This is a genomic window from Gellertiella sp. DMC107 (assembly GCF_056313605.1).
The window spans coordinates 295311-315246 of sequence record NZ_JBQUZZ010000005.1; the positions used below are offsets into that span (position 1 = coordinate 295311).

Below are 19936 nucleotides of genomic sequence, written 5' to 3' on the forward strand. Positions count from 1 at the left end.
GATGTCCGCAACCGCCACCGCTGCCCTTGCAGCCCATTCCGCCCATCCCCATGCGGAAGCCGCGCCCGCCATCCGCGACACCCGCCCGCTACGCCTCATCACCTGCGGTTCCGTGGATGACGGCAAATCGACGCTGATCGGCCGTCTCCTCTGGGATACGAAGGCCGTCAAGGAAGACCAGGCCGCCGCGCTCAACCGCGACAGCGGCAAGCAGAACGATCTCGGCCTGCCGGATTTCGCGCTGCTGCTCGACGGTCTGCAGGCCGAACGCGAACAGGGCATCACCATCGATGTCGCCTATCGCTATTTCGCCACCGACAAGCGCTCCTTCATCGTGGCGGATACGCCCGGCCACGAGCAGTATACCCGCAACATGGCAACCGGCGCCTCGACCGCCGATCTCGCCGTGCTGCTGGTCGATGCCCGCGCCGGCCTGCTGGAACAGACGCGCCGCCATGCGACCATCGCCGCCCTGATGGGCATTCGCCAGTTCGTGCTGGCGGTGAACAAGATCGACCTGACCAACTATGACCGCGCCGGCTTCGATGCCATCGCGCATGAATTCAAGGAAGTCGCGCTGTCGCTCGGCATCCGCCAGGTCACCGCAATCCCCATGTCGGCGCTGAAGGGCGAGAATGTGGTCTATGACGGCCGCGCCTCCATGCCCTGGTATGACGGCCCGACGCTGGTCGAGACGCTGGAACTGGCAACCGTCCGCTCCGCGCAGACCGTCGGCTTCCGGCTTCCGGTGCAGCGCGTCTCGCGCCCCGGCGAAAGCTTCCGCGGCTATCAGGGCACGGTGGGCGGCGGCTCGGTGAAGCCGGGCGACAGCGTCGCGATCCTGCCCTCGGGCATGGTGGCGAACGTCACCAAGATCGTCACCTTCGACCTCGTCCGCAACGCGGCGGTCGCCGGCGATGCGATCACCCTGGTGCTCGACCGTCAGGTGGATGTCTCGCGCGGCGACATGATCGTCTCGCTGGAAAGCCAGCCGCAGGTGGGCCTCTCCTTCGACGCCCAGCTCGTCGCGCTCCAGCCATCCGGCATCGAGCCCGGCAAGCGATACTGGCTGAAGAGCGGTTCGCGCCGCCAGCGCGTGACCGTCGAGCCCGCAAGCCAGCTGGATCTGAAGACCGGCAAGTGGCACCACCATGCGGACGCCCTGCCGATGAACTCCATCGGCAAGGTGCATCTCTCCTTCGACGAGGCGGCGATCTTCGATCCCTACGAACAGAACCGCGTGACCGGCGCCTTCATCCTGATCGATCCGGACACGAACAACACGGTTGCCGGTGGCATGATCACCGCCAAGCGCACGGATGTGGGCGGCATTCACGAGAACGACCGCCGCGTCATCCTTTCGTTGCCGGCCGATCTTGCCGACCAGCTGATGGCAAGCGAGATCTTCGCGAGCCGTCGCGACGAGGTGGAGGTGCGCCGCACCACCGCCGGCCGCGCCGCAGAACTGTTCGACGATCTCGACAGCTGAGACGGCAGGCAGACCGTTTCGGAAAGGCCGCTTCTTCACCGGAGCGGCCTTTTTCGTGCCCGCTCCCAGCGTGTGGGGATGGGGGACAACCAGCCGGAATCATGCAAGGAATTCAAGGCGAGCCCCGCCCCGTCGTCCCCGGCCATCCACGTCGATCTATACTTCCAGCCTTTCAAAGGGAGTGTATTTCATGACGGACAGACTGGAAGGACTGGAGCCGCAGTTCCGGGCAAGGCTTGAAACGGTGATCGGCGCGCTTCGCGACGACGGGATCGAGATGCGAGTGACGGTGGGCGTCCGGCCACCGGCCGAGCAGGCGCGCCTGTGGCGACAGTCGCGCTCGCGGGAGGAAATCGAGGCGGCGATCCGTCATCTGAAGCAGGCGGGCGCCTGGTATCTGGCCGAAGTGCTGGCGACAAGCGCTCCCGCCCAGGGACCGCCTGTCACCCGGGCGCTGCCGGGCCTGTCATGGCACCAGTGGGGCGAGGCTGCCGACTGTCTTTGGGTGGTCGATGGCGTGGCGGAATGGTCGCTCGCCCGGATCGTCAACAGGGACAACGGCTATCACGCCTATGCGCGGGCGGCGGAAGCGGCCGGGCTGGTGGCGGGCGGGCTCTGGCCCCGGCTTTCCGACTGGCCGCATGTCCAGAAGCGGAAGGACGCCTCGCCGCTGATGGCGGGGCTGTCGCTCAAGGCCATCGACGAGGCGATGCGGGAGCGCTTCGCGTAGGAGACGGTGTCCGAGGCACAACGCGCGGGCCTGAACCCGCGCGTTGCCGTTTCGGTCAGTCGAACAGTTCTTCCAGGAAACTCTTCCGCCGCTTCTGGTAGTGGGGTTGCGGATAGCCCTGGGATTGCTGGTATTGCGGCTGCGGCTGATAGGATGGCTGCGGCGCGGATTGAACGGGAGCCGGCGCCGGTGCAGCGGGGGCGCTGCGCTCGATGATCTTGTCCAGCTCGCCACGGTCGAGCCAGACGCCCCGGCATTGGGGGCAATAATCGATCTCGATGCCCTGCCGGTCGCTCATGACGAGTCCGACCCGGCAGACCGGGCATTGCATTCCGTTTATGTTTTGAGACATGGGCCTCTCTCTGGGTTCAGGTTGGTCCGCTCGGGAAGACACGTGGGGTGGCCGAGCGCCAGTTTCAAGCGTCCCTTTCGTCGCGGCGCCGGGGCCCTGTCCAATTCCGTCTGCGGGCAGAGAGGACCCGCCGGACAGAAAGGCGATGAGGCGCAACGTCTCCTGAAGATGGGCAAGGATGGCGCGCAGCATGGCCCTCACCTCAGATCTGGGCGAAGGCAAGATGGGCAGCGAGCCCGATCATCATCGTGCCGCCCGCGAACCGCGCAAGCCGGGCCGAATGCTGCGCCTGCTTGACCGTGGCGCGAAAGAGGCCCGCCGTCATCACCACGCCGGCCTCGATCCCCGAGAGGACGATATTGGCAACCACCCCCAGCAGCAGAAGTTGCAGGGCCACGGGAATGGTGGCGTCCGGACAGGCGAATTGCGGCAGCAGCGCCATGTAGAAGATTGCCGATTTCGGATTGAGCGCCTCGACGGCCATGCTGCGCCAGAGCGTCTGGCGGCGGCCTGCCGTGAAAGCGACCGCCGGCGCGGCGATATCGCTGCGGATCAGCATGCGCAGGCCGATCCCCACCAGATACAGGGCGCCGGCCAGCTTGACGACGAAGAAGGCCTGCGGAAAGGAATGGAACAACGCCGCAAGGCCGCTGGCGGCGAGAAGCACGTGCAGATAGCCGCCGAGATGCACGCCAAGCACGGATTGCAACCCGGCCCGGCGGCCGCCATAGAGGGCCTCCGCCGCGACATAGAGCATGGCCGGCCCCGGTATGATCCCCACCAGAACCACGGTCGTGGCAAAGGCAAGCGTTTGCGATCCTGCGTCCATGGCGTCCTCCCCGAACGCCCCAGACATACATAAATAATTTCGACTTTTAATATGTTCTCATGGACTAGTCCAACGCGAGACCCCGTTCAGGTAGCATCGCCTCGCCGGTCAGCTGCCTGCAATGCCCAGAAGCTCCGCATCCAGCGCCCTCAGGTAGGATTCAGCAATCGACTTGCCGATCCCGAGGTCGCGATCTCCGTAGCGGGCGACGACCCGGATATCCACCGAGGTGGTTTCCGCCTCTTCCCGCAGACGGATGAGGATATCGAAGGGCAGGCCCAGGATCAGGGTGCGTTTCTCGCCCTGCAGCACCACGTCGCCGCGCGGGCCGGCCATGGCCTCGGCCGCATCGGGCCTTTGCCGCGGAACGGGGCCGATTTCCGGCGTTTCGGCGGGCGCATCCGCCACGGCCTGCGAATCGGTCCGCTCGGGGACGGGCGCATCTTCCAGATCGACGGCCTTTTCGATCCCTGCCTGTTCCCTGATGACGATGCGCTCGGCCTCGGCCACCTTGGTTACGGCGCGGTAGACGCGATCGAGGGCGCCCTCGTAACGCCGGCCGGTCAGTTCCGGATAGGCGGACAGGGCGGAGAGTGCCGCCATGCCGGTCGTGTCCGGTCGCGGCAGGAAGACGGGATCGGCCACGGGCGGGTTGATCCATTGCGGGGGCTGAACGCGGTCGGTGGAAATATCGGCAACCGGTGCGGTGATCCGGGCGGCATAGAGCGCACTGCCCACCAGACCGAGCGGCAGCAGCGAGAGGATGAGCGCGCGCAGGGCGGCAAGCCCGCCTTCCGCGCCCACCTGCCACAGGCGCTGCAGGCCGATCAGCGCCAGCAATACCGCCGCCGCGGCCAGCGCCGCCCCCACGAGCACCAGGGCAACGAAGGCCGGCGTCGCGATCAGGCCGAAGCGATGGGTGCCCATCGCCGCCAGCGTCAACAGGAATGCCAGGGAAGCGAGGCGGCGGGCCAGATAGGCCGAACGGGAAACCGGCCTTTCGAAGCGGATCATCATGCGGGTGGCAATCCTCGCGGCTGGAGGCGGTTGGGGTTGGTTTCTCTCTAAAGCAAACTGGCCGGCGATGCCATCCGGCCCGGCATGGATGCCCGTCAATTTCCCGCCGTTTCCGCACCGGCATCCCGCCCTGATCGGTAAAGGCATGGTTAAAAATCATGTTTAATAAATTCTTGCCTGTCTCAAAATCACCACGCTTTGCTGTCAGGCCCATGCGCGGGGGCGAGCGTTCGAACGGGCACGGAGCCCGGTCGGCATGCCTTTAAAAGCGTGCACAGACCGGAAGACGGGCCGGACAATCACGAAGGAGCCGAGAATGGCCATGATCGACATTGCCCCTGCCGGTGTTGCCGGCCACACGCACGCCGGCGTGCTGACCCTGAAGCCACGGTTCGAGCCGGCTGCCCCGCTGAACGGCACCGTCCTGCCCTCCCTGCTCGACGAAGCGCTGCTCGAAGCAGAGCTGTCGCTTGCCGCTTATGACGGGGTCGAGGATTTCGCGCCGGCCGTCAGCCGGGCCGCCGAAAGCGCCGGCGGCGCCTTCCTGTTCGAGTTGCCGGCCAGCGGTCTTCTGCCCGGTTCGCGGCGGGTGGCAGTGCTGGCCCTCCCCTCGGGCACGGATTGGCTGATGGCGCTGGCCTGCATGGACCCGGACGGATCGACGATCCGCATCGAACAGCCGGATGAGCGCAGCGAGGCCATCTGCCAGATGGCCCGCTCCTTCGTCGGCGTGCTGGGACGGCTGAACGTGCCGCAGATCTCCAGCCGTGCCATGGCCGGCTGAGCGTCAGCGGCCCCGAAAAGGTCAGGAGAGTGCCGGTGGGATGGGTATCGTCCGGCACCCTTTGCCGGTGAGCCGGCGCCCTGACAAGGTGTGCCATGCTGCCGGTTTCGACGGGAAACACAGGCTCTCCACCGGCTTTCGGATACGACCCTGCCCCGCGGGCGAAGGCCTTCCGGACCTGCCGCCCGTAACACGGCGGATCCTGCCGCATGTCACTGGCGGCAAGCTACTCCCGCACCGCCGATCTTGAAGTCCCTAATTTAGACTAGTCCGCCGTCAACGGCTGGCGGTGCCGGCCTTGATGGCCGCCTGGGCGGCCGCCAGGCGGGCGATGGGCACACGGAAGGGCGAGCAGGAGACATAATCCAGACCGATCGACTCGCAGAAGTGGATCGAGGTCGGGTCGCCGCCATGTTCGCCGCAGATGCCGAGCTTCATCTCCGGCCGGGTCAGCCGGCCGCGCTGGGCGGCGATGCGGATGAGTTCACCCACCCCGTCGAAATCCAGCGAAATGAAGGGGTCGTGATCGATGATGCCCTTGCGGATATAGGTGTTGATGAAGTTCGACGCATCGTCGCGCGAAATGCCGAAGGTGGTCTGCGTCAGGTCGTTGGTGCCGAAGGAAAAGAATTCCGCCGCTTCCGCAATCGAATGGGCGCGAAGGGCTGCGCGCGGCAGCTCGATCATGGTGCCGACCAGATAATGGATTTCCATGCCCGCCTCGTCCATGACGGCGCGGGCGATGGCATCGATGCGGCCCTTGACGTAATCCAGTTCGGCGCGCAGGCCGACCAGCGGCACCATGATCTCAGGCGAAACCAGTTCGCCGGTCTGGCGCGCGGCATCCACCGCCGCCTCGAAGATGGCGCGGGCCTGCATTTCCACGATTTCCGGATGGGAAATCGCCAGCCGGCAGCCGCGATGGCCGAGCATGGGGTTGAACTCGTGCAGCGCATCCACCCGTTCCCGGAGCGCCCGCGGCTCCATGCCCATGGCAGCGGCCACTTCGGCAATTTCCGCATCGGATTTCGGCAGGAATTCGTGCAGCGGCGGATCGAGCAGGCGGATGGTCACCGGCTGGCCATGCATGATCGAGAAGAGCTCGGTGAAATCCGAGCGCTGCATGGGGAGCAGCTTGTCCAGCGCCGTCTTGCGGCCCTCTTCCGTCTCCGCAAGGATCATGTCGCGCATCACGTGGATGCGCCCGCCCTCGAAGAACATGTGCTCGGTGCGGCAAAGGCCGATGCCCTCCGCCCCGAAGGAGCGCGCCGCGCGCGCATCCTGCGGCGTATCCGCATTGGTGCGCACCGTCATGCGGCGGGCGGCATCGGCCCATTCCATGATGCGGCCGAAATCGCCCGACAGCTCCGGCTGGAGCATGGGCACCTCGCCCTTCAGCACCTGACCGGAGGAGCCGTCAATGGTGATGACGTCGCCCTTCTTCAGCTTCACGCCGACACCGACCAGCAGGCCATTGTGGAAATCCACGCGCATGCTGCCCGCGCCCGTGACGCAAGGAATGCCCATGCCGCGGGCGACCACCGCCGCATGGGAGGTCATGCCGCCGCGGGTGGTGAGAATGCCTTCTGCGGCATGCATGCCGTGAATGTCCTCGGGGCTGGTTTCCATGCGCACCAGAATGACCTTGCGGCCTTCGGCTTCCGCCGCCACCGCATCTTCCGAGGTGAAGACGATTTCGCCGGTGGCCGCGCCCGGTGAGGCAGGCAGGCCCGAGCCGATCACCTGCCGCTCGACGCGGGGATCGATGGTGGGGTGCAGAAGCTGATCCAGCGAGGCGGGATCGATGCGAGACACCGCCTCTCCGGTGGTAATCAGGCCCTCCTCCACCATGTCGACGGCGATCTTCATCGCCGCCTTGGCGGTGCGCTTGCCGGCGCGGGTCTGCAACATCCAGAGCGTGCCGCGCTCGATGGTGAATTCCAGATCCTGCATGTCGCGGTAATGGGCTTCCAGCCGGTCGCAGATGGCGCGAAAATCGGCGAAGGCCTCCGGCATCAGCTTTTCGAGCGACGGCTTGTCGGAGCCGGACGCGATGCGGGCTGCTTCCGAAATGGATTGCGGCGTGCGGATGCCCGCCACCACATCTTCCCCTTGCGCATTGACCAGAAACTCGCCGTAGAGCTCCCGCTCGCCGGTGGACGGATTGCGGGTGAAGGCGACGCCCGTGGCGGAATTGTTGCCCATGTTGCCGAAGACCATGGCCTGCACATTTACCGCCGTGCCGCTTTCCGAGGGAATGTTGTGCAGCATGCGATAGGTGACGGCCCGGTGGTTCATCCAGCTCTGGAACACGGCGCCAATCGCCTTCCACAGCTGGATGCCGGGATCCTGCGGGAAGGGCTCGCCCAGCTCCTCGGCGATCACGTCCTTGTAGAGCCGCGTGACATGCTGCCATTCGACGGCGGAGAGTTCCGTATCATATTCATGGCCGAGGCGGGCCTTTTCATCCTCGAGGATTTCCTCGAACACCTCGTGGTCGAGCCCCATGACCACATCGCCATACATCTGGATGAAGCGGCGGTAGCTGTCCCAGGCAAAGCGCGCATCGGCCGCATCATGGCCAAGCGCCTGCACCGTCTCGTCGTTCAGGCCGAGGTTCAGCACCGTATCCATCATGCCGGGCATGGAAACGCGGGCACCGGAGCGCACGGAGAGCAGCAGCGGGCGGTGCGGATCGCCGAAACGGCGGCCCGTCGCCTCCTCGATGCCGCGCAGGCCCTCGCCCACCTGGGCACGCAGCGCATCGGGAAAACTCTTGTTATGCCGGTTGAACCAGGCGCAGGCCTCGGTGGTGATCGTCAGGCCCGGCGGCACCGGCAGGCCGAGACTTGCCATTTCCGCCAGGTTCGCCCCCTTGCCGCCCAGCAAATCGACATCGCCGGCACGGCCCTCCGCCCTGCCATTTCCGAAGGTATAGACCCACTTGACCATTGTTATTTCATCCCACCTCGCCAAAAGCACGGTAATCCATTCAAAAAAGAAAGGAAATCACCCGTTCGGGTAAAATTTGTGCAGTGCGGGATAAATTGGCGCGACTGCGGCAAACAAGCCTCTCTTCGCGGCGCGCGCCGACCTTTCGTTGAGACGGCCCGGCGAGGCGTAACCAGTGGACGAAACAGGTGTTTTCTTAAAATTCCTTTCGTCAAAAAATTCCCTCGTTCGAAAAAAATTACCTCCGTGCCTTGAAATAGCCAAAAGAGAGAGTACATTATCCTCATCGCACCATGCTAGCGACGTTTGCACGACCCTTTACGGCTCTACCAGATTTCCTTCATCGTCGATTGACCCCGCCCGGGGACGAATGCCGGGCTTTCCAGCGATTGAAAGGAATCGTTTCATGAACACAGGCACTGTAAAGTGGTTCAACAGCACCAAGGGTTTCGGCTTCATCGAGCCCGAGAACGGCAGCCAGGACGTTTTCGTCCACATCTCCGCCGTTGAGCGCGCCGGCATGCGCGGCCTCACCGAAGGCCAGAAGATCCGTTACGACATCGTGCAGGACAAGCGGTCCGGCAAGAGCTCTGCGGATAACCTGCAGGCTGCATAATTCGAATTTCATTGCCCGCGTGACCACGGATGTACTGGCACGCTTGCTGGCGATGATCTGGAAGGTCGGGAGCAGTCCCGGCCTTTTGCTTTTTCATGGCCTTTCTGGCGAAACGATCCGGTCTTCCGCGCGTTTCCTCTGCTGGCCGTTCACGCAATGCCGCGCTTGCGGCAGGAGGAGATATTTTTGCAAGTCATCGTTCGCGAAAACAATGTCGAACAGGCCCTGCGGGTCCTGAAGAAAAAGATGCAGCGGGAAGGCATTTTCCGCGAGATGCGCGCACGCAGCGCCTATGAAAAGCCCTCCGAGAAGCGGGCCCGCGAGAAGGCAGACGCCATTCGCCGCGCCCGGAAGCTGGCGCGCAAGAAGATGCAGCGCGAAGGCCTGCTGCCCGCGCCGAAGCCGAAGGTTGCGCGCGGCCGCTGATACCGGTCTGGCGCCGGCGGCGTAACGCCGCCCGCGCGCCTCGCCCTTTTACCCGATCAGGAAGGAGACCCGCCATGGACGCCACCCGAGACACCTTCTTCAAGCCCGAAAAGCTCTCTGCCGCCGACAAGGCCGAGAGAACAGACTCCGCCGCCCGCCAGATCCTCAATGCGGAAATCCGCGCCCGCGAGAAGAAGACGGAAGCGCTTCGCGCCCTGCGTCTTGCCCGCGAAGCCGCCGGTGCAGCCACCCCCGCCCCTGCGGCCAAACCCGCCCGTAAGGCGAAGAGCGCCGGACGCGCCTGAGACGCGGGCTCTCATCCCTTCTTCCGCATATCCGCGCCGGCAAACCGCTCTGCCGGCGGAGCGGCATCTTCAGGAGGCGGATCATGCAGCGACTGACCGGCGGGTGCCTGTGCGGGGCGGTGCGGTTCGAGACCACCGGCGCGCCTTATCGCGTCGGGCTCTGCCACTGCCTCGATTGCCGCAAGCATCACGGCGCCCTCTTCCACGCCTCTGCGATCTTTCCGGCGACTGCAGTGCAGGTGACCGGGGAAAGCCGCGCCTATGCCGGACGGCATTTCTGCCCGACCTGCGGCTCTTCCGTCTTCGCCGTCAGCGGTGACGAAACCGAGATCAATATCGGCGCCTTCGACGCAACCGATCTTTTCACCCCCACCTACGAACTTTGGACCATCCGGCGGGAAAGCTGGCTGCCGCCCTTCCCTCTCGCGCATCATTACGACCGCGACCGGGACAACCAGAGCCGCCACGAAGACTAGCCGACCTTTACAGGCAAACTCATTTCATTATCATATTCGCATGTTTTCACTGTTGACAAATTTGCGAACATATGGATGATGGACTGGAAAGAAATACGCTGGCTGACCGCCGCACGCCGTGACTTCCTGGCATTTCCGGCGGAGGCGAGAGCCGCGTTTCATGCTGATCTCGAATTTCTCGCTCAGGGCGGGATGCCGTCAAAAGCGAAACCCCTGAAGGGTCTGGGAACAGGTGTTCTGGAAATTGCGCAACGGCAGGGCGGCAATGCCTGGCGCCTCGTCTATGCACTCAAGATCGGTGACGACATATGGATGATCCACGCCTTCCAAAAGAAATCGAAATCCGGGATCGCCACGCCACAGAAGGAAATCGAGACGATCAAGGCGCGGCTGAAGCAGCTTCGGACCTTGAGCTAGACGACGACCTTGTCATTCTGCGCAGCAGTGGAAATATTGCCCGCGATATCCTTCTGCCCAACCCCGACCTCGAACAGGCCCGGTCGCAACTGGCGATCTGGATCAAGAAAACGCTGGCCGAACAGGGGCTTTCCACCCGTGAGGCGGAGGAAAAGACGGGCATTTCCCATTCGGAATTTTCCCGCATCAACAACCTGAAGCTCAAGCGCTTTACGCTCGATCGGCTGTTCCTGATCTTCTGGAAGCTTCAGCCGGACATGGAAGTGCGGCTGGAGCTGCGCGAAGCCGGAAAACTGACCACCATCGGCCGGCTGGACCCGGCCTTGTGACCACGGGGCCCCTGACGGTTCCAGCATTTCTTTCGTGCTTTTCCGGGAAATACCCTCAAGCCTGTCGGCGATCACGGGATCACCGCATGGGCTGTCACGCCTTGTCGTCTCGCCTCTCCAGGCGCAAACCGTGACCACCCTTTTCCGCGACTTGCCCTAACGTTCCAGATCGAGCGTGCGGACGGGCGGTCGGGTGTCTTCCGCCTTTTCCAGTGCCTCCAGCGCTTCGATGGGCGTCATCTCCAGCACCGGGATCGGCTCAGGCCGTGGCTCCCGCGCCGTTTCAGCCGGTGCCGGCGCGATGGGCGTGGCCTTGGATTGCCGGGGCGCGAAGAGCCGGGCAATGCCATAGGCCGTCGCAAAGGGCAGGACGACCATCAGCCCTTTGATCCAATCCGGCGATGTCATGTACAGTTGATCCAGGTTCACGGCTCTAAACTCCCTCGCTCGAGACGGAGTCACCGGCGGCCATGGGGTAGCCACCGGTGACCGGGAGTTAGAACAACCGTAAACGTGCGGCCGCCCCGGCTTTTAAACCGAAGTTCTGGACATGGCCGAGGCCTCCCGGCCGACAGCCAAGAAGCTAATGGGTTCGGGACGGGCCAATCAAGGCACGGCCACATCGTTTATGGGGTGTTCTAAGCCCCGGGATGGGGGATTCTGCCCACATCCTGAAGAGGAGGTTAGCAGGATGATTGGTTTAGTCAATGCTTGATTAGCGGGCGTTCCCGCGCGGCGTCGATCATTCTCGCACGATTTGTAGCAGCGGCTCGAAACTGTAGAGCGCCGGTCGCCGGCCTGCGGCGGGTTCCAGTGTCTGGATAAGTCCCTGTTCGGACAGGATGCGCGTGAAACGGTGTGCCGAGGTCTCCGGTATTCCGGACTTCTTGGTGAAGACGTTATTGCGGAAGACAGGACGGGAGAACAGGAAGTCGAGGGCAGCGGTGCTCCACTGGGAGGACAGGACCTGCGGAAAGGCGCGCTTCAGCTCTTCGTAAAGGTCTCTGATACGCTCGGCGGTTGCGAGGTTTTTCTGCGCCTGCGCTTCTAGGGCCTCAAGGAAAAAGATGATCCAATCGGTCCATTCGCCGGATTTGGAGACCGCACGCATCAAGTCTATGTATTCATCGCGCCGATCTTCGAAATAGTTGCTTATGTAGAAATGCGGTGCAGAGATGGCGCCGTATTTCCAAAGCATGAGGGTAATCAGCATTCTTCCAATTCGCCCGTTTCCATCCTTGAACGGATGGAGAGCCTCAAATTCCAGATGGGCCACGGCGGTCTTGATCAGGATCTGGTTCTTCTCATCTTCGATATAGTGGAAGAGGCGATCCATACCGTCCTGCAGTTGTTCCGGGTGCATGGGAACAAACTGCACCTTCCGACGCATCCGGTCAGCCAGATAATTCTGCTCTGTCTTGAACTCTCCCGGTGACAATTGCGCCCCGCGTCCGAACCCGAGAAGAACGCGATGCGCGCTCCTTATCAGAAAGCTGGACAGCGGCGCCCCCTGCTCGATGCTGCGCTGCGCAACCGTCAAGGCCCTGCCGTAGAGAAAGACCTCAATCGCCTCGTTGCGATAATGGCCGCCCGTTTCCTCCCCCCGTTCCTCTTCGTCCGCCTCGTACCGAAGGACTTCATCAAGCGTGCTGACCGTGCCTTCCATTCTCGACGACACGACCGCTTCCTGGCTTCTCAGCGGAGCAAGCAGGATCTCGCTATTGTGCATGCCCTTCAACATCTGGTCGTAGCGCGCCATGGCAGCGGAGGCCGAGGCGATAGGCATGATCAACCGCCCCGCATCAATGTGCTGTGGGGGAAACTGTCCGTAATGATACTGGACGGCTTCCGACAGGTCCAAAGTTCGGTTCAAGACCATTTGACTTCCAAAATTTCAGCTTTTTGACAGTCTAAGCTTATTGTCTGTCACGGCGGAAAGGCAAGCTTATTTGACTTCCAAGAATCGACAAGAATGAAAGACAACGCTGTTTGATTGCCGCCGCGGGAAGACAAGCGACTTTGACTTTCATTTTTCCACGTTTTTGGCGGACAAACCATTGCGGTTGCCGGAAAGCCCACTCACCCCACATCCACCAGTTCGGCTGCCGTCTGCAAATCCACGCTGACGAGCTGGGAGACGCCCTGTTCTGCCATGGTAACGCCGAAGAGGCGGTTCATGCGGGCCATGGTGATGGGGTTGTGGGTGATGACGATGAAGCGGGTTTCGGTGGAGGCCGCCATTTCGTCCATCAGGTTGCAGTAGCGCTCCACATTGTGGTCGTCGAGCGGCGCGTCCACTTCATCGAGCACGCAGATCGGCGCGGGGTTCGTCAGGAACACGGCGAAGATCAGCGCCATGGCGGTCAGCGCCTGCTCGCCGCCTGAGAGAAGCGTCATGGTCTGCGGCTTCTTGCCTGGCGGGCGGGCGAGGATTTCGAGGCCGGCATCGAGCGGATCGTCGCTTTCGATTAGTTGCAGCTCCGCCGTACCGCCGCCGAAGAGATGGGTGAAAAGCCGCTGGAACTGGGCATTCACCACGTCAAAGGCGGCGATCAGCCGTTCGCGGCCCTCGCGGTTGAGGCTCTGGATCGCGGCGCGCAGCTTCTTGATCGCGTCGATCACGTCGTCGCGCTCCTTGATGAGCGCGGCGAGCTTGTCGGAGAGTTCGCGCGCCTCTTCCTCGGCGCGCAGGTTGACAGCCCCCAGCCGCTCGCGCTCGATCTTCAGGCGTTCGAGTTCGCGTTCCACCTCGCGCGGATCGGGCAGTTCTTCTGCCGGGCCGATGCCGGTAAAGCGGATGGCCTCGTGCGGCTCCACATGCAGCGCCTCGCGGATGCGGGCTTCGCCCTCCTGCCGGCGTTCGCGGGCGGAGACGAGACGCTCCTCCGCCCGGCCGCGCTTTTCGCGGGCCTCGGCGAGTTCCGCAAGGGCCCGCGCCGCCTGCTGGTCGGCCTCGCGCTGGCGGTTTTCCGCCTCGGCCAGCCGGTCGGCGGCCTCGCGGCGGGCGGCTTCCGCCGCCTGAAGGGCACTCATCAGCGCGCGGCGCTTTTCCTCGAATTCCTCCGGCGCCTCGTCGAGACCCGCCATTTCCTCGCGGGCCTCTTCCTCGCGCTCGCGCAGCCGCTCGATCTGGGCGCTGGCCCCCGCAGCCCGCGTCTCCCAGTTGCCGCGCTCCTGGCGGAGCGCCAGAAGCCGGCGCTGGCGCTGGTCGTTCTCGCGGTTGAAGCCTTCGTGCCGGGCGCGCGCTTCGGCGAGCAGGCCGCGATCGGTCGCGACCGCCATCTGCTGCTCGCGCAGGCGATTGTCGATCTCGGAAAGATCGGGCTGGTCCTCCAGCTCGGCGCGGGCATCCTCCAGCGCCTCGGCAATCTCCTCGATCTGGTTGTCGAACTGGGCGACGGTCTCGCGGATCACGTCGCGGCGGCGCAGAAGGTCACCCGACGCGCGTTCGGCGCGGGTCAGTTCCTCGCGGGCCTCGGCCACCTGCCGCTGCAGAAGGCGGCTCTGCTCGCGCCCGCCGGCAAGCCGCGATTCGGCGATGCGGATCTCGTCCTCGGCCGCGCCAAGCTGCTCCTCGGCCTCGGCCAGGGAATCCTCGGCAAGCGTCTTTTCCTCGTCGATCTCGGAAAGCCGGTTCTTCTGGGCGAGGCGCAATGCGGCGGCGCCCGGCGCATCGGCCCCGGTCACATGGCCATCCCAGCGGAAGACCGCGCCCGCCCGGGTGACGAGACGCTGGCCGGGGCGCAACTGGCGTTGCAGAAGCTCCGCCTGTTCCGGTTCGATGACGCCGATCTGGGCCAGACGGCGCTGGAGGGCTACCGGGGCCTGCACGTGACGGGCGAGCGGAACCGCATTGCCCGGCAGCGGCGGATCGCCCGCGCCATCGCCATTCTCCAGCCAATGGGCGGCCGCGGCGGGATCGAGCGAGGATTGCAGGTCGTCGCCCAGCGCCGCACCCAAGGCCGCCTCGAAGCCGCGCGAGACGGTGATGTCTTCGGCAACGGCGCGGAAGCCGCCCTCGCTTTCGCCGGCGGAAAGGATCTTCTGAATGGTGCGGGCTTCGGTCTCCAGCCCGGCCAGCCGCTGGCGGGCGGCTTCCAGCGGCTTGCGGGCCATGGCCTCCGCCCCGCGCGCGGCCATGACCGCCTGTTCCAACGCCTGCAGATCGGCAAGATGGCGGGAGAGCGCCTCTTCTGCCGCTTCCAGCATTTCCTGGCGTTCGGCGGGGTCGGGCAGGCTCTTCATCCGCTCGTCGATGGCGTCGAGCTCGCGGCCCGCTTCGCCGCGTTGCTGGTCCAGCCGCTGGCGGCGGTCGCCCGCGTCCCGAATGGCGCGCTCCAGCTGGCCCCGGCGGGCACCGGCTTCGGCGCGCTCGGCGGTGAGTTTCTGGAAGATCTGCTCGCTCTCCGTGAGGCGATGGGAGGCTTCCGAAAAGGCGGTGAGAATGTCCTCCGCCGCGCTGCCCGCCTCGGCAAGCAGGTCCTCCAGCTCGTTCTCCTCTTCGGAGAGGCGGGCGAGAATGCCGGCATTTTCGCCGACAAGCCGTTCCTCGCGAGCGATGTCGTCGGCCAGCTGCGTCAGGCGACGCATCAGCTCGTCGCGGCGCTTCAGCAGGCGGCCCGCATCCTCTTCCAGCTGCGCACGGGCAAATTGCAGGCGCTGGAGGGCGGCCGCCACCTTTGCCTCTTCCTCGCGCAGCTCGGGCAGCTTGTGGGCGGCGATCGCCTGGTTCTTCGCCGTTTCCATCTGCGCCTGCGCCCGTTCGGCCACCACCATGGTCGCCTGATTGAGGGCGCTCGTCGCCTCGGCCTCGGCCTCCTTCGCCTGCACCCAGCGGATATGCAGCAGCATGGCTTCGCGGGCGCGAATATCGGCAGACAGCATCTTGAAGCGGTTGGCCTGCCGAGCCTGCCGCTTCAGGCTTTCGATCTGGCTTTCCAGCTGCGAGACCACGTCTTCCAGCCGTTCCAGATTGGTTTCGGCGGCCCGAAGCCGAAGTTCGGCCTCGTGGCGGCGGGAATGCAGACCGGAAATGCCGGCGGCCTCTTCCAGAAGCTGGCGGCGGGCCTGCGGCTTTGCCTGGATGAGCTCTCCAATACGCCCCTGCCCCACCATGGAGGGCGAGCGCGCGCCGGTGGAGGCATCGGCAAAGAGCAGCTGCACGTCCTTGGCACGCGCCTCCTTGCCGTTGATGCGATAGACGGAGCCCTGCTCGCGCTCGATGCGGCGCGTCACCTGGATTTCGTCGGCATCGTTGAAGGCGGCGGGTGCGGTGCGGTCGGAATTGTCGAGGAACAGGCCCACTTCGGCCGTGTTGCGGGCGGGGCGATTGCCGGACCCGGAAAAGATCACGTCATCCATGCCGGATGCGCGCATGTTCTTGTAGGAGTTTTCGCCCATCACCCAGCGCAGCGCTTCCACCAGGTTGGATTTGCCGCAGCCGTTCGGGCCGACGACACCGGTCAGCCCGCGCTCGATGATGAATTCGGAAGGTTCCACGAAAGACTTGAAGCCCACCAGGCGAAGCTTGTTGAACTTCATGGGGCGGGCTCCGGTGCCGGGGCGCGGGCTCCGGCACGGTATCGGCGAAGCGGGGAGGATGTCAGCACGCGCGGACCCTGCCCCGCCCCAAGGGAGCGTGGATCAGAGCAGGCTGTCCAGAAGCGCGGACATGGTCTCAAACGACATGGCTCCGGCGTAGCGTTTTCCGTTGATCAGGAAGGTGGGCGTCGCATCGATGCCGAATTCCTTGGCGCCGCGCTCCCTGACCGCATTGACATCATTCAGAAGCTTCTGGTCCGTCAAGCACTTCTCGAAGCTCTCCTGTGTAAAACCGGCCAGTTTCGACATCTGGAGCAGCGCGGCCTTGCCGTCATCGGCAGCGGCCCAGGTTTCCTGCTGCTTGAACAGCATGGAAACCATCGGGAAATAGGCGCCGTTCGGCGCGCAGCGGGCCAGCATGAAGGCGGCTGCCGCACGCGGATCGAAGGGGAATTCCCGGGCGATAAACCGGACCTTGCCGGTATCGATGTATTTTTCCTTGATCTTCTCGAAGGTGTCGTTGTGGAAATGGGCGCAATGCGGGCAGGTCATGGAAAAATATTCGACCACGGTGACCTTGGCATCCGCCTTGCCCATCGACATCTCGGGCAGAGCGCCGGGCTCGAGCACCTTGGCCATATCCACATCGCCCGAGGATTCGGGAATTTCCACCTTGGCCGGCGTGGTGGATGCGGTTTTCGCGGGGTCGGTCTGGGCGGGCGTTTCGGGGGCCTTCGGCGCTTCGGCCTTCTTTTCCTCGCTGCAGGCGGTCAGCGCCACCGCGCCGGCCGTCAGGGCCAGACCGGAAAGAAGACGGCGCTTGGTGAAGGTGGTGTCGAAGCTCTGCATTCTGTTCATCCCTTTGCTGCGGGCCATTCCGAAAACATGGCCCTTGGTAGTACGCCAAAACCGCGCTCACAAGGGTCATGACACGCTGATGCCGTTGAAACATGGCGGTCAAATGGCCGCAAGGCGTTGAATTTACCGTGATCAGCGCAAACGGCGGGTCGGGGTCATCACGGCGGTGCCCAGACGCTTCAGGGCCTCCCGCAGGGGGCCTTCCTCCACGCCGTCCATCATATCCTCCAGTTTGCGGGCCTGCGCTCCCTGAAGGGGGGCAATCTTCCGCCGCCGCGGGGGACCCACGGAAACCGGCTTCTGCACGATGCGGATCTGGCGGATCGCCGGAAAGCCGAAAAAGGCGTTGATGCGGCTGATCAGCTCGCCCTGCGCATGGGTGAGGAACAGCGCGCGCGCGCCTTCGCAGGCAATCGTCAGGACGCCCGGCTCGTACCCGCCGTCGGCGCCGCCATAATCGCGGCGGGGCCAGGTGATCTTTTCCGGGCGGGTGGTTTCGGCAAAATCAGCGCCGGCGATCTCGTCCCAGCTGCCGAGCAGCGCGGTGGAAATGCCGGCCTTCTTTGCCAGCACCCGGTCGATCATCGGATTGGCGATCTCGCTGACCTGCGCGACGCCCCGGCGGCGAAAGCCTCCGTCCTTCCTGTCATCGCCCGGGGAGGATCCCTGCATGTCAGGTCTCCGCCGGTTCCGCGCCATCAGGCTTTGCCTGCAGCGCCGTATAACGCTCCATCGCCTGGGCGTAGAAGGCGACGGCTCCGGTAAGAAGAGCCAATGCTTCGCCGATCGCCAGCCGGTTGTTGGAATTGGACAGAAGGGTCAGGCCGAAGAAGAAGATCAGCATGAGATAGGCCTGCAGGCCGGCGAGCGGAATGAAGCCCTTCCGCCAGCCGCGCCATGTCATGCCGATCAGCGCAAAGAGCATGATGCCGAGCGCGACAAAGCCGAAAAGCCCATGGCGGATCAGAATTTCCAGATAGCCATTGTGCATGAGATAGAATCCCACATTCGCATACCGGGTGTGCTCCCACATCTCGATCCAGAAATTGCCGTGACCGAATATCGGCGCCTTCTCGAACAGCTCGAAGGCATTGTACCAGATTTCCAGACGGGATTTCAGCGATGAGGGCACCGAACCGGAGGCGATCTGCTGCTCGATGATGGTCGTGGCGGGCAAGCGCCCGACCACCAGCTGTTTCAGCAGATTCCAGGCCGCGACCACCGTGCTGCCGGCACGCGTCCAGAGCTTCTCATGAAACAGGGCGCCCGAGGCGAGGACGACGGCCACGAAACCGAAGACCGCCAGGCGGATGAAACGATGATGCTCCAGGAAGAGATGCAGCAGAATGGCGGCCGGCAAGGTGCCCAGCATGGCCATCCAGACGCCTTTCGAGGTCGATCCGATGATGGAGATGATGCACAGAACGATGATGATCGGCGCGAGAATGGCGGCTGCCATCCCATAGGGCGGCGATTGCCGAAGGCCGCGGGACGCATAATGGGCAAACCAGTAAAAGGCGCCGATCATGATCATCCCGCACGCAACGGCCCCGTGGATCTGGTTGTTGTGGTAAAGGGGACTGACCGCCCGGCCCGTCGCCATGACCCACCAGTGCTGGGAGGCGGCGAGCATGAGCGCCGCGACCGCAAAGAAGAACAGCAGCACCTTCTCGATGTGAAACCGCATGCGGGTCAAGCCGATGCCCATTCCTGCGAAGAACATCGGGAAGGCGAAGAGCCATTCCGAGGAACCGTGCTCGAAATTGGCGCTGCTGAAATAACCGTACAGGAAGCGGATGATCACATATTGCGCCCAGAGAAAGCAGTACCAGGCCATGAGGGAAATGCCGGGCTGCGGCCGGGTGCGATAATAGACCCATATTCCATAGCCGGCGACAATGATCGCGCTGCTGCGATAGGCATCCGTTTCCACCAGCGTGGCGCTCAACATCAGAAACCAGAGAAGGAATCCGGCAGCGGCCATCTTCGGCGTGGGGCGTTCTTCAAAAGTCATCGCCTTGCTTTTTCTCAATATTTTACGGCGTAGATCATGCGGCATGCATAATCCCAGGCCCTGAAAAGATGGGTCGGCAGGCGCTTGTATTCCGGCAGGCGGGTTTGCCGGTAATCCTCCCGGCTGCCAATTTCCGTTTCGACTTCAAGCGGTCCCAGCGACACGAAATCCTGTCTGACCGTATAGGTCGCGGCACCGGTTTTCCAGCCCCTTTCGAGTTCCACGTCGAAAGGAAGCTGCATGGGGCGCATGCTGCGGGCCAGCTTCGCGGCGCCCGCTGCGGTGACCAGATAGCAGGCGGCCGACCCCTGCGGCCCGTGCAGGCAGCGGCCGATCTCGTCGCCCATACGGGTGACGCCATGGCGGCGGAAACCCTTGATCCGGTGATTGATCAGCTTCACCACCTCGGCCTCGGGAAAATCGGCAAGGATGGCTTCGACGCGCGCGGAAAAGCCCGGTGCGAACAGCACGTCGTCTTCGGCGATGATGGATGCGGGGGCGCCGGAGGCGGCCGCAAGGTCGAGCGCCTTGAGATGGCTCTGATAGCAGCCATATTCTCCGGGGCGCATGATGCGGCCCGCCAGACGCCGGAACCCCTGCTCGGACACATCGACCCATTCCGCCCGCGGCACGGCCCGACCATCCACACCGGGGACCCGGATCAGCTCAAGGCCATCGGTTTCGGCGCTGTCGGCAATCAGCTTCCAGCGTCCCACGGACCGGTCCAGATTGATGGCATATACGGGCAGTGTCATACGCATCCCATGATTGTGTTCACGCCAGCGCTAGCGGATTTCGGCA

20 protein-coding genes are annotated in these 19936 nt (G+C 64.0%); 9 read left to right on the top strand and 11 right to left on the bottom strand.

Annotation, left to right across the window (positions count from 1 at the left end):
- Position 1: 1 nt before the first annotated feature.
- On the top strand, positions 2–1489 hold the full coding sequence (gene cysN, locus ACT54B_RS17620; RefSeq protein ID WP_476046727.1) for a sulfate adenylyltransferase subunit CysN: 1488 nt from the start codon (positions 2–4) through the stop codon (positions 1487–1489).
- A 190-nt stretch (positions 1490–1679) separates the two neighbouring features.
- The gene (locus ACT54B_RS17625) at positions 1680–2219 is read left to right on the top strand and encodes a M15 family metallopeptidase (RefSeq protein WP_476046728.1); all 540 of its coding nucleotides are present in this window, start codon (positions 1680–1682) and stop codon (positions 2217–2219) included.
- A gap of 55 nt (positions 2220–2274) precedes the next feature.
- Here the strand turns inward: ACT54B_RS17625 and ACT54B_RS17630 are convergent, their stop codons facing one another.
- The 3 genes from ACT54B_RS17630 to ACT54B_RS17640 all read right to left on the bottom strand — a co-directional run bounded on the left by ACT54B_RS17630 (position 2275) and on the right by ACT54B_RS17640 (position 4417).
- Positions 2275–2571, bottom strand: a complete 297-nt coding sequence (locus ACT54B_RS17630) for a TFIIB-type zinc ribbon-containing protein (RefSeq protein WP_476046729.1) — start codon at positions 2569–2571, stop codon at positions 2275–2277.
- Positions 2572–2773: 202 nt separating this feature from the next.
- On the bottom strand, positions 2774–3400 hold the full coding sequence (locus ACT54B_RS17635; protein WP_476046731.1) for a LysE family translocator: 627 nt from the start codon (positions 3398–3400) through the stop codon (positions 2774–2776).
- Between the two features lie 108 nt (positions 3401–3508).
- Positions 3509–4417 (bottom strand): DUF1499 domain-containing protein, encoded by a 909-nt coding sequence (locus ACT54B_RS17640; protein WP_476046733.1) that lies wholly within the window; start codon positions 4415–4417, stop codon positions 3509–3511.
- Positions 4418–4733: 316 nt separating this feature from the next.
- Here ACT54B_RS17640 and ACT54B_RS17645 point away from each other — a divergent pair, with 316 nt between their 5' ends.
- Positions 4734–5201: a hypothetical protein gene (locus tag ACT54B_RS17645; protein WP_476046734.1), complete on the top strand. Its 468-nt coding sequence runs from the start codon at positions 4734–4736 to the stop codon at positions 5199–5201.
- A 276-nt stretch (positions 5202–5477) separates the two neighbouring features.
- Here ACT54B_RS17645 and ppdK read toward each other — a convergent pair whose 3' ends face one another.
- Positions 5478–8153 carry a pyruvate, phosphate dikinase gene (ppdK, locus tag ACT54B_RS17650; RefSeq protein WP_476046735.1) on the bottom strand — a complete coding sequence of 892 codons (2676 nt, stop codon included), beginning with the start codon at positions 8151–8153 and terminating at the stop codon, positions 5478–5480.
- 406 nt (positions 8154–8559) lie between these two features.
- Here ppdK and ACT54B_RS17655 point away from each other — a divergent pair, with 406 nt between their 5' ends.
- From ACT54B_RS17655 to ACT54B_RS17680, 6 genes are all read left to right on the top strand, one after another.
- Complete coding sequence (locus ACT54B_RS17655; protein WP_476046736.1) at positions 8560–8769, top strand: cold-shock protein; 210 nt, start codon at positions 8560–8562, stop codon at positions 8767–8769.
- A gap of 186 nt (positions 8770–8955) precedes the next feature.
- Positions 8956–9195 carry a 30S ribosomal protein S21 gene (rpsU, locus tag ACT54B_RS17660; RefSeq protein WP_476046737.1) on the top strand — a complete coding sequence of 80 codons (240 nt, stop codon included), beginning with the start codon at positions 8956–8958 and terminating at the stop codon, positions 9193–9195.
- A 74-nt stretch (positions 9196–9269) separates the two neighbouring features.
- A complete protein-coding gene (locus ACT54B_RS17665) occupies positions 9270–9500 on the top strand; it encodes a hypothetical protein (protein ID WP_476046739.1) in 231 nt (76 codons plus the stop codon).
- An 83-nt stretch (positions 9501–9583) separates the two neighbouring features.
- Positions 9584–9976, top strand: coding sequence for a GFA family protein (locus ACT54B_RS17670; RefSeq protein WP_476046740.1), 393 nt, complete (start codon positions 9584–9586; stop codon positions 9974–9976).
- Positions 9977–10051: 75 nt separating this feature from the next.
- A complete protein-coding gene (locus ACT54B_RS17675) occupies positions 10052–10393 on the top strand; it encodes a type II toxin-antitoxin system RelE/ParE family toxin (RefSeq protein ID WP_476046742.1) in 342 nt (113 codons plus the stop codon).
- Positions 10285–10722, top strand: a complete 438-nt coding sequence (locus ACT54B_RS17680) for an XRE family transcriptional regulator (RefSeq protein WP_476046743.1) — start codon at positions 10285–10287, stop codon at positions 10720–10722. The genes ACT54B_RS17675 and ACT54B_RS17680 overlap by 109 nt, the downstream gene beginning before the upstream one ends.
- A gap of 156 nt (positions 10723–10878) precedes the next feature.
- On the opposite strand, the gene ACT54B_RS17685 is transcribed toward ACT54B_RS17680, so the two are convergent.
- From ACT54B_RS17685 to ACT54B_RS17715, 7 genes are all read right to left on the bottom strand, one after another.
- Entirely contained in the window at positions 10879–11130 is a 252-nt protein-coding gene (locus tag ACT54B_RS17685) for a hypothetical protein (RefSeq protein WP_476046745.1), read from the bottom strand.
- A 334-nt stretch (positions 11131–11464) separates the two neighbouring features.
- Positions 11465–12583: a Fic family protein gene (locus tag ACT54B_RS17690; RefSeq protein WP_476046747.1), complete on the bottom strand. Its 1119-nt coding sequence runs from the start codon at positions 12581–12583 to the stop codon at positions 11465–11467.
- 218 nt (positions 12584–12801) lie between these two features.
- Entirely contained in the window at positions 12802–16263 is a 3462-nt protein-coding gene (locus ACT54B_RS17695; protein WP_476046749.1) for an AAA family ATPase, read from the bottom strand.
- Positions 16264–16365: 102 nt separating this feature from the next.
- On the bottom strand, positions 16366–17121 hold the full coding sequence (locus ACT54B_RS17700; RefSeq protein WP_476046751.1) for a DsbA family protein: 756 nt from the start codon (positions 17119–17121) through the stop codon (positions 16366–16368).
- 132 nt (positions 17122–17253) lie between these two features.
- Positions 17254–17793, bottom strand: a complete 540-nt coding sequence (locus ACT54B_RS17705) for a DUF721 domain-containing protein (RefSeq protein ID WP_476046753.1) — start codon at positions 17791–17793, stop codon at positions 17254–17256.
- Between the two features lies 1 nt (position 17794).
- The gene (locus ACT54B_RS17710) at positions 17795–19135 is read right to left on the bottom strand and encodes an O-antigen ligase family protein (protein WP_476046755.1); all 1341 of its coding nucleotides are present in this window, start codon (positions 19133–19135) and stop codon (positions 17795–17797) included.
- A 14-nt stretch (positions 19136–19149) separates the two neighbouring features.
- Entirely contained in the window at positions 19150–19890 is a 741-nt protein-coding gene (locus tag ACT54B_RS17715) for a glycosyltransferase family 25 protein (RefSeq protein ID WP_476046757.1), read from the bottom strand.
- Positions 19891–19936: the final 46 nt, after the last annotated feature.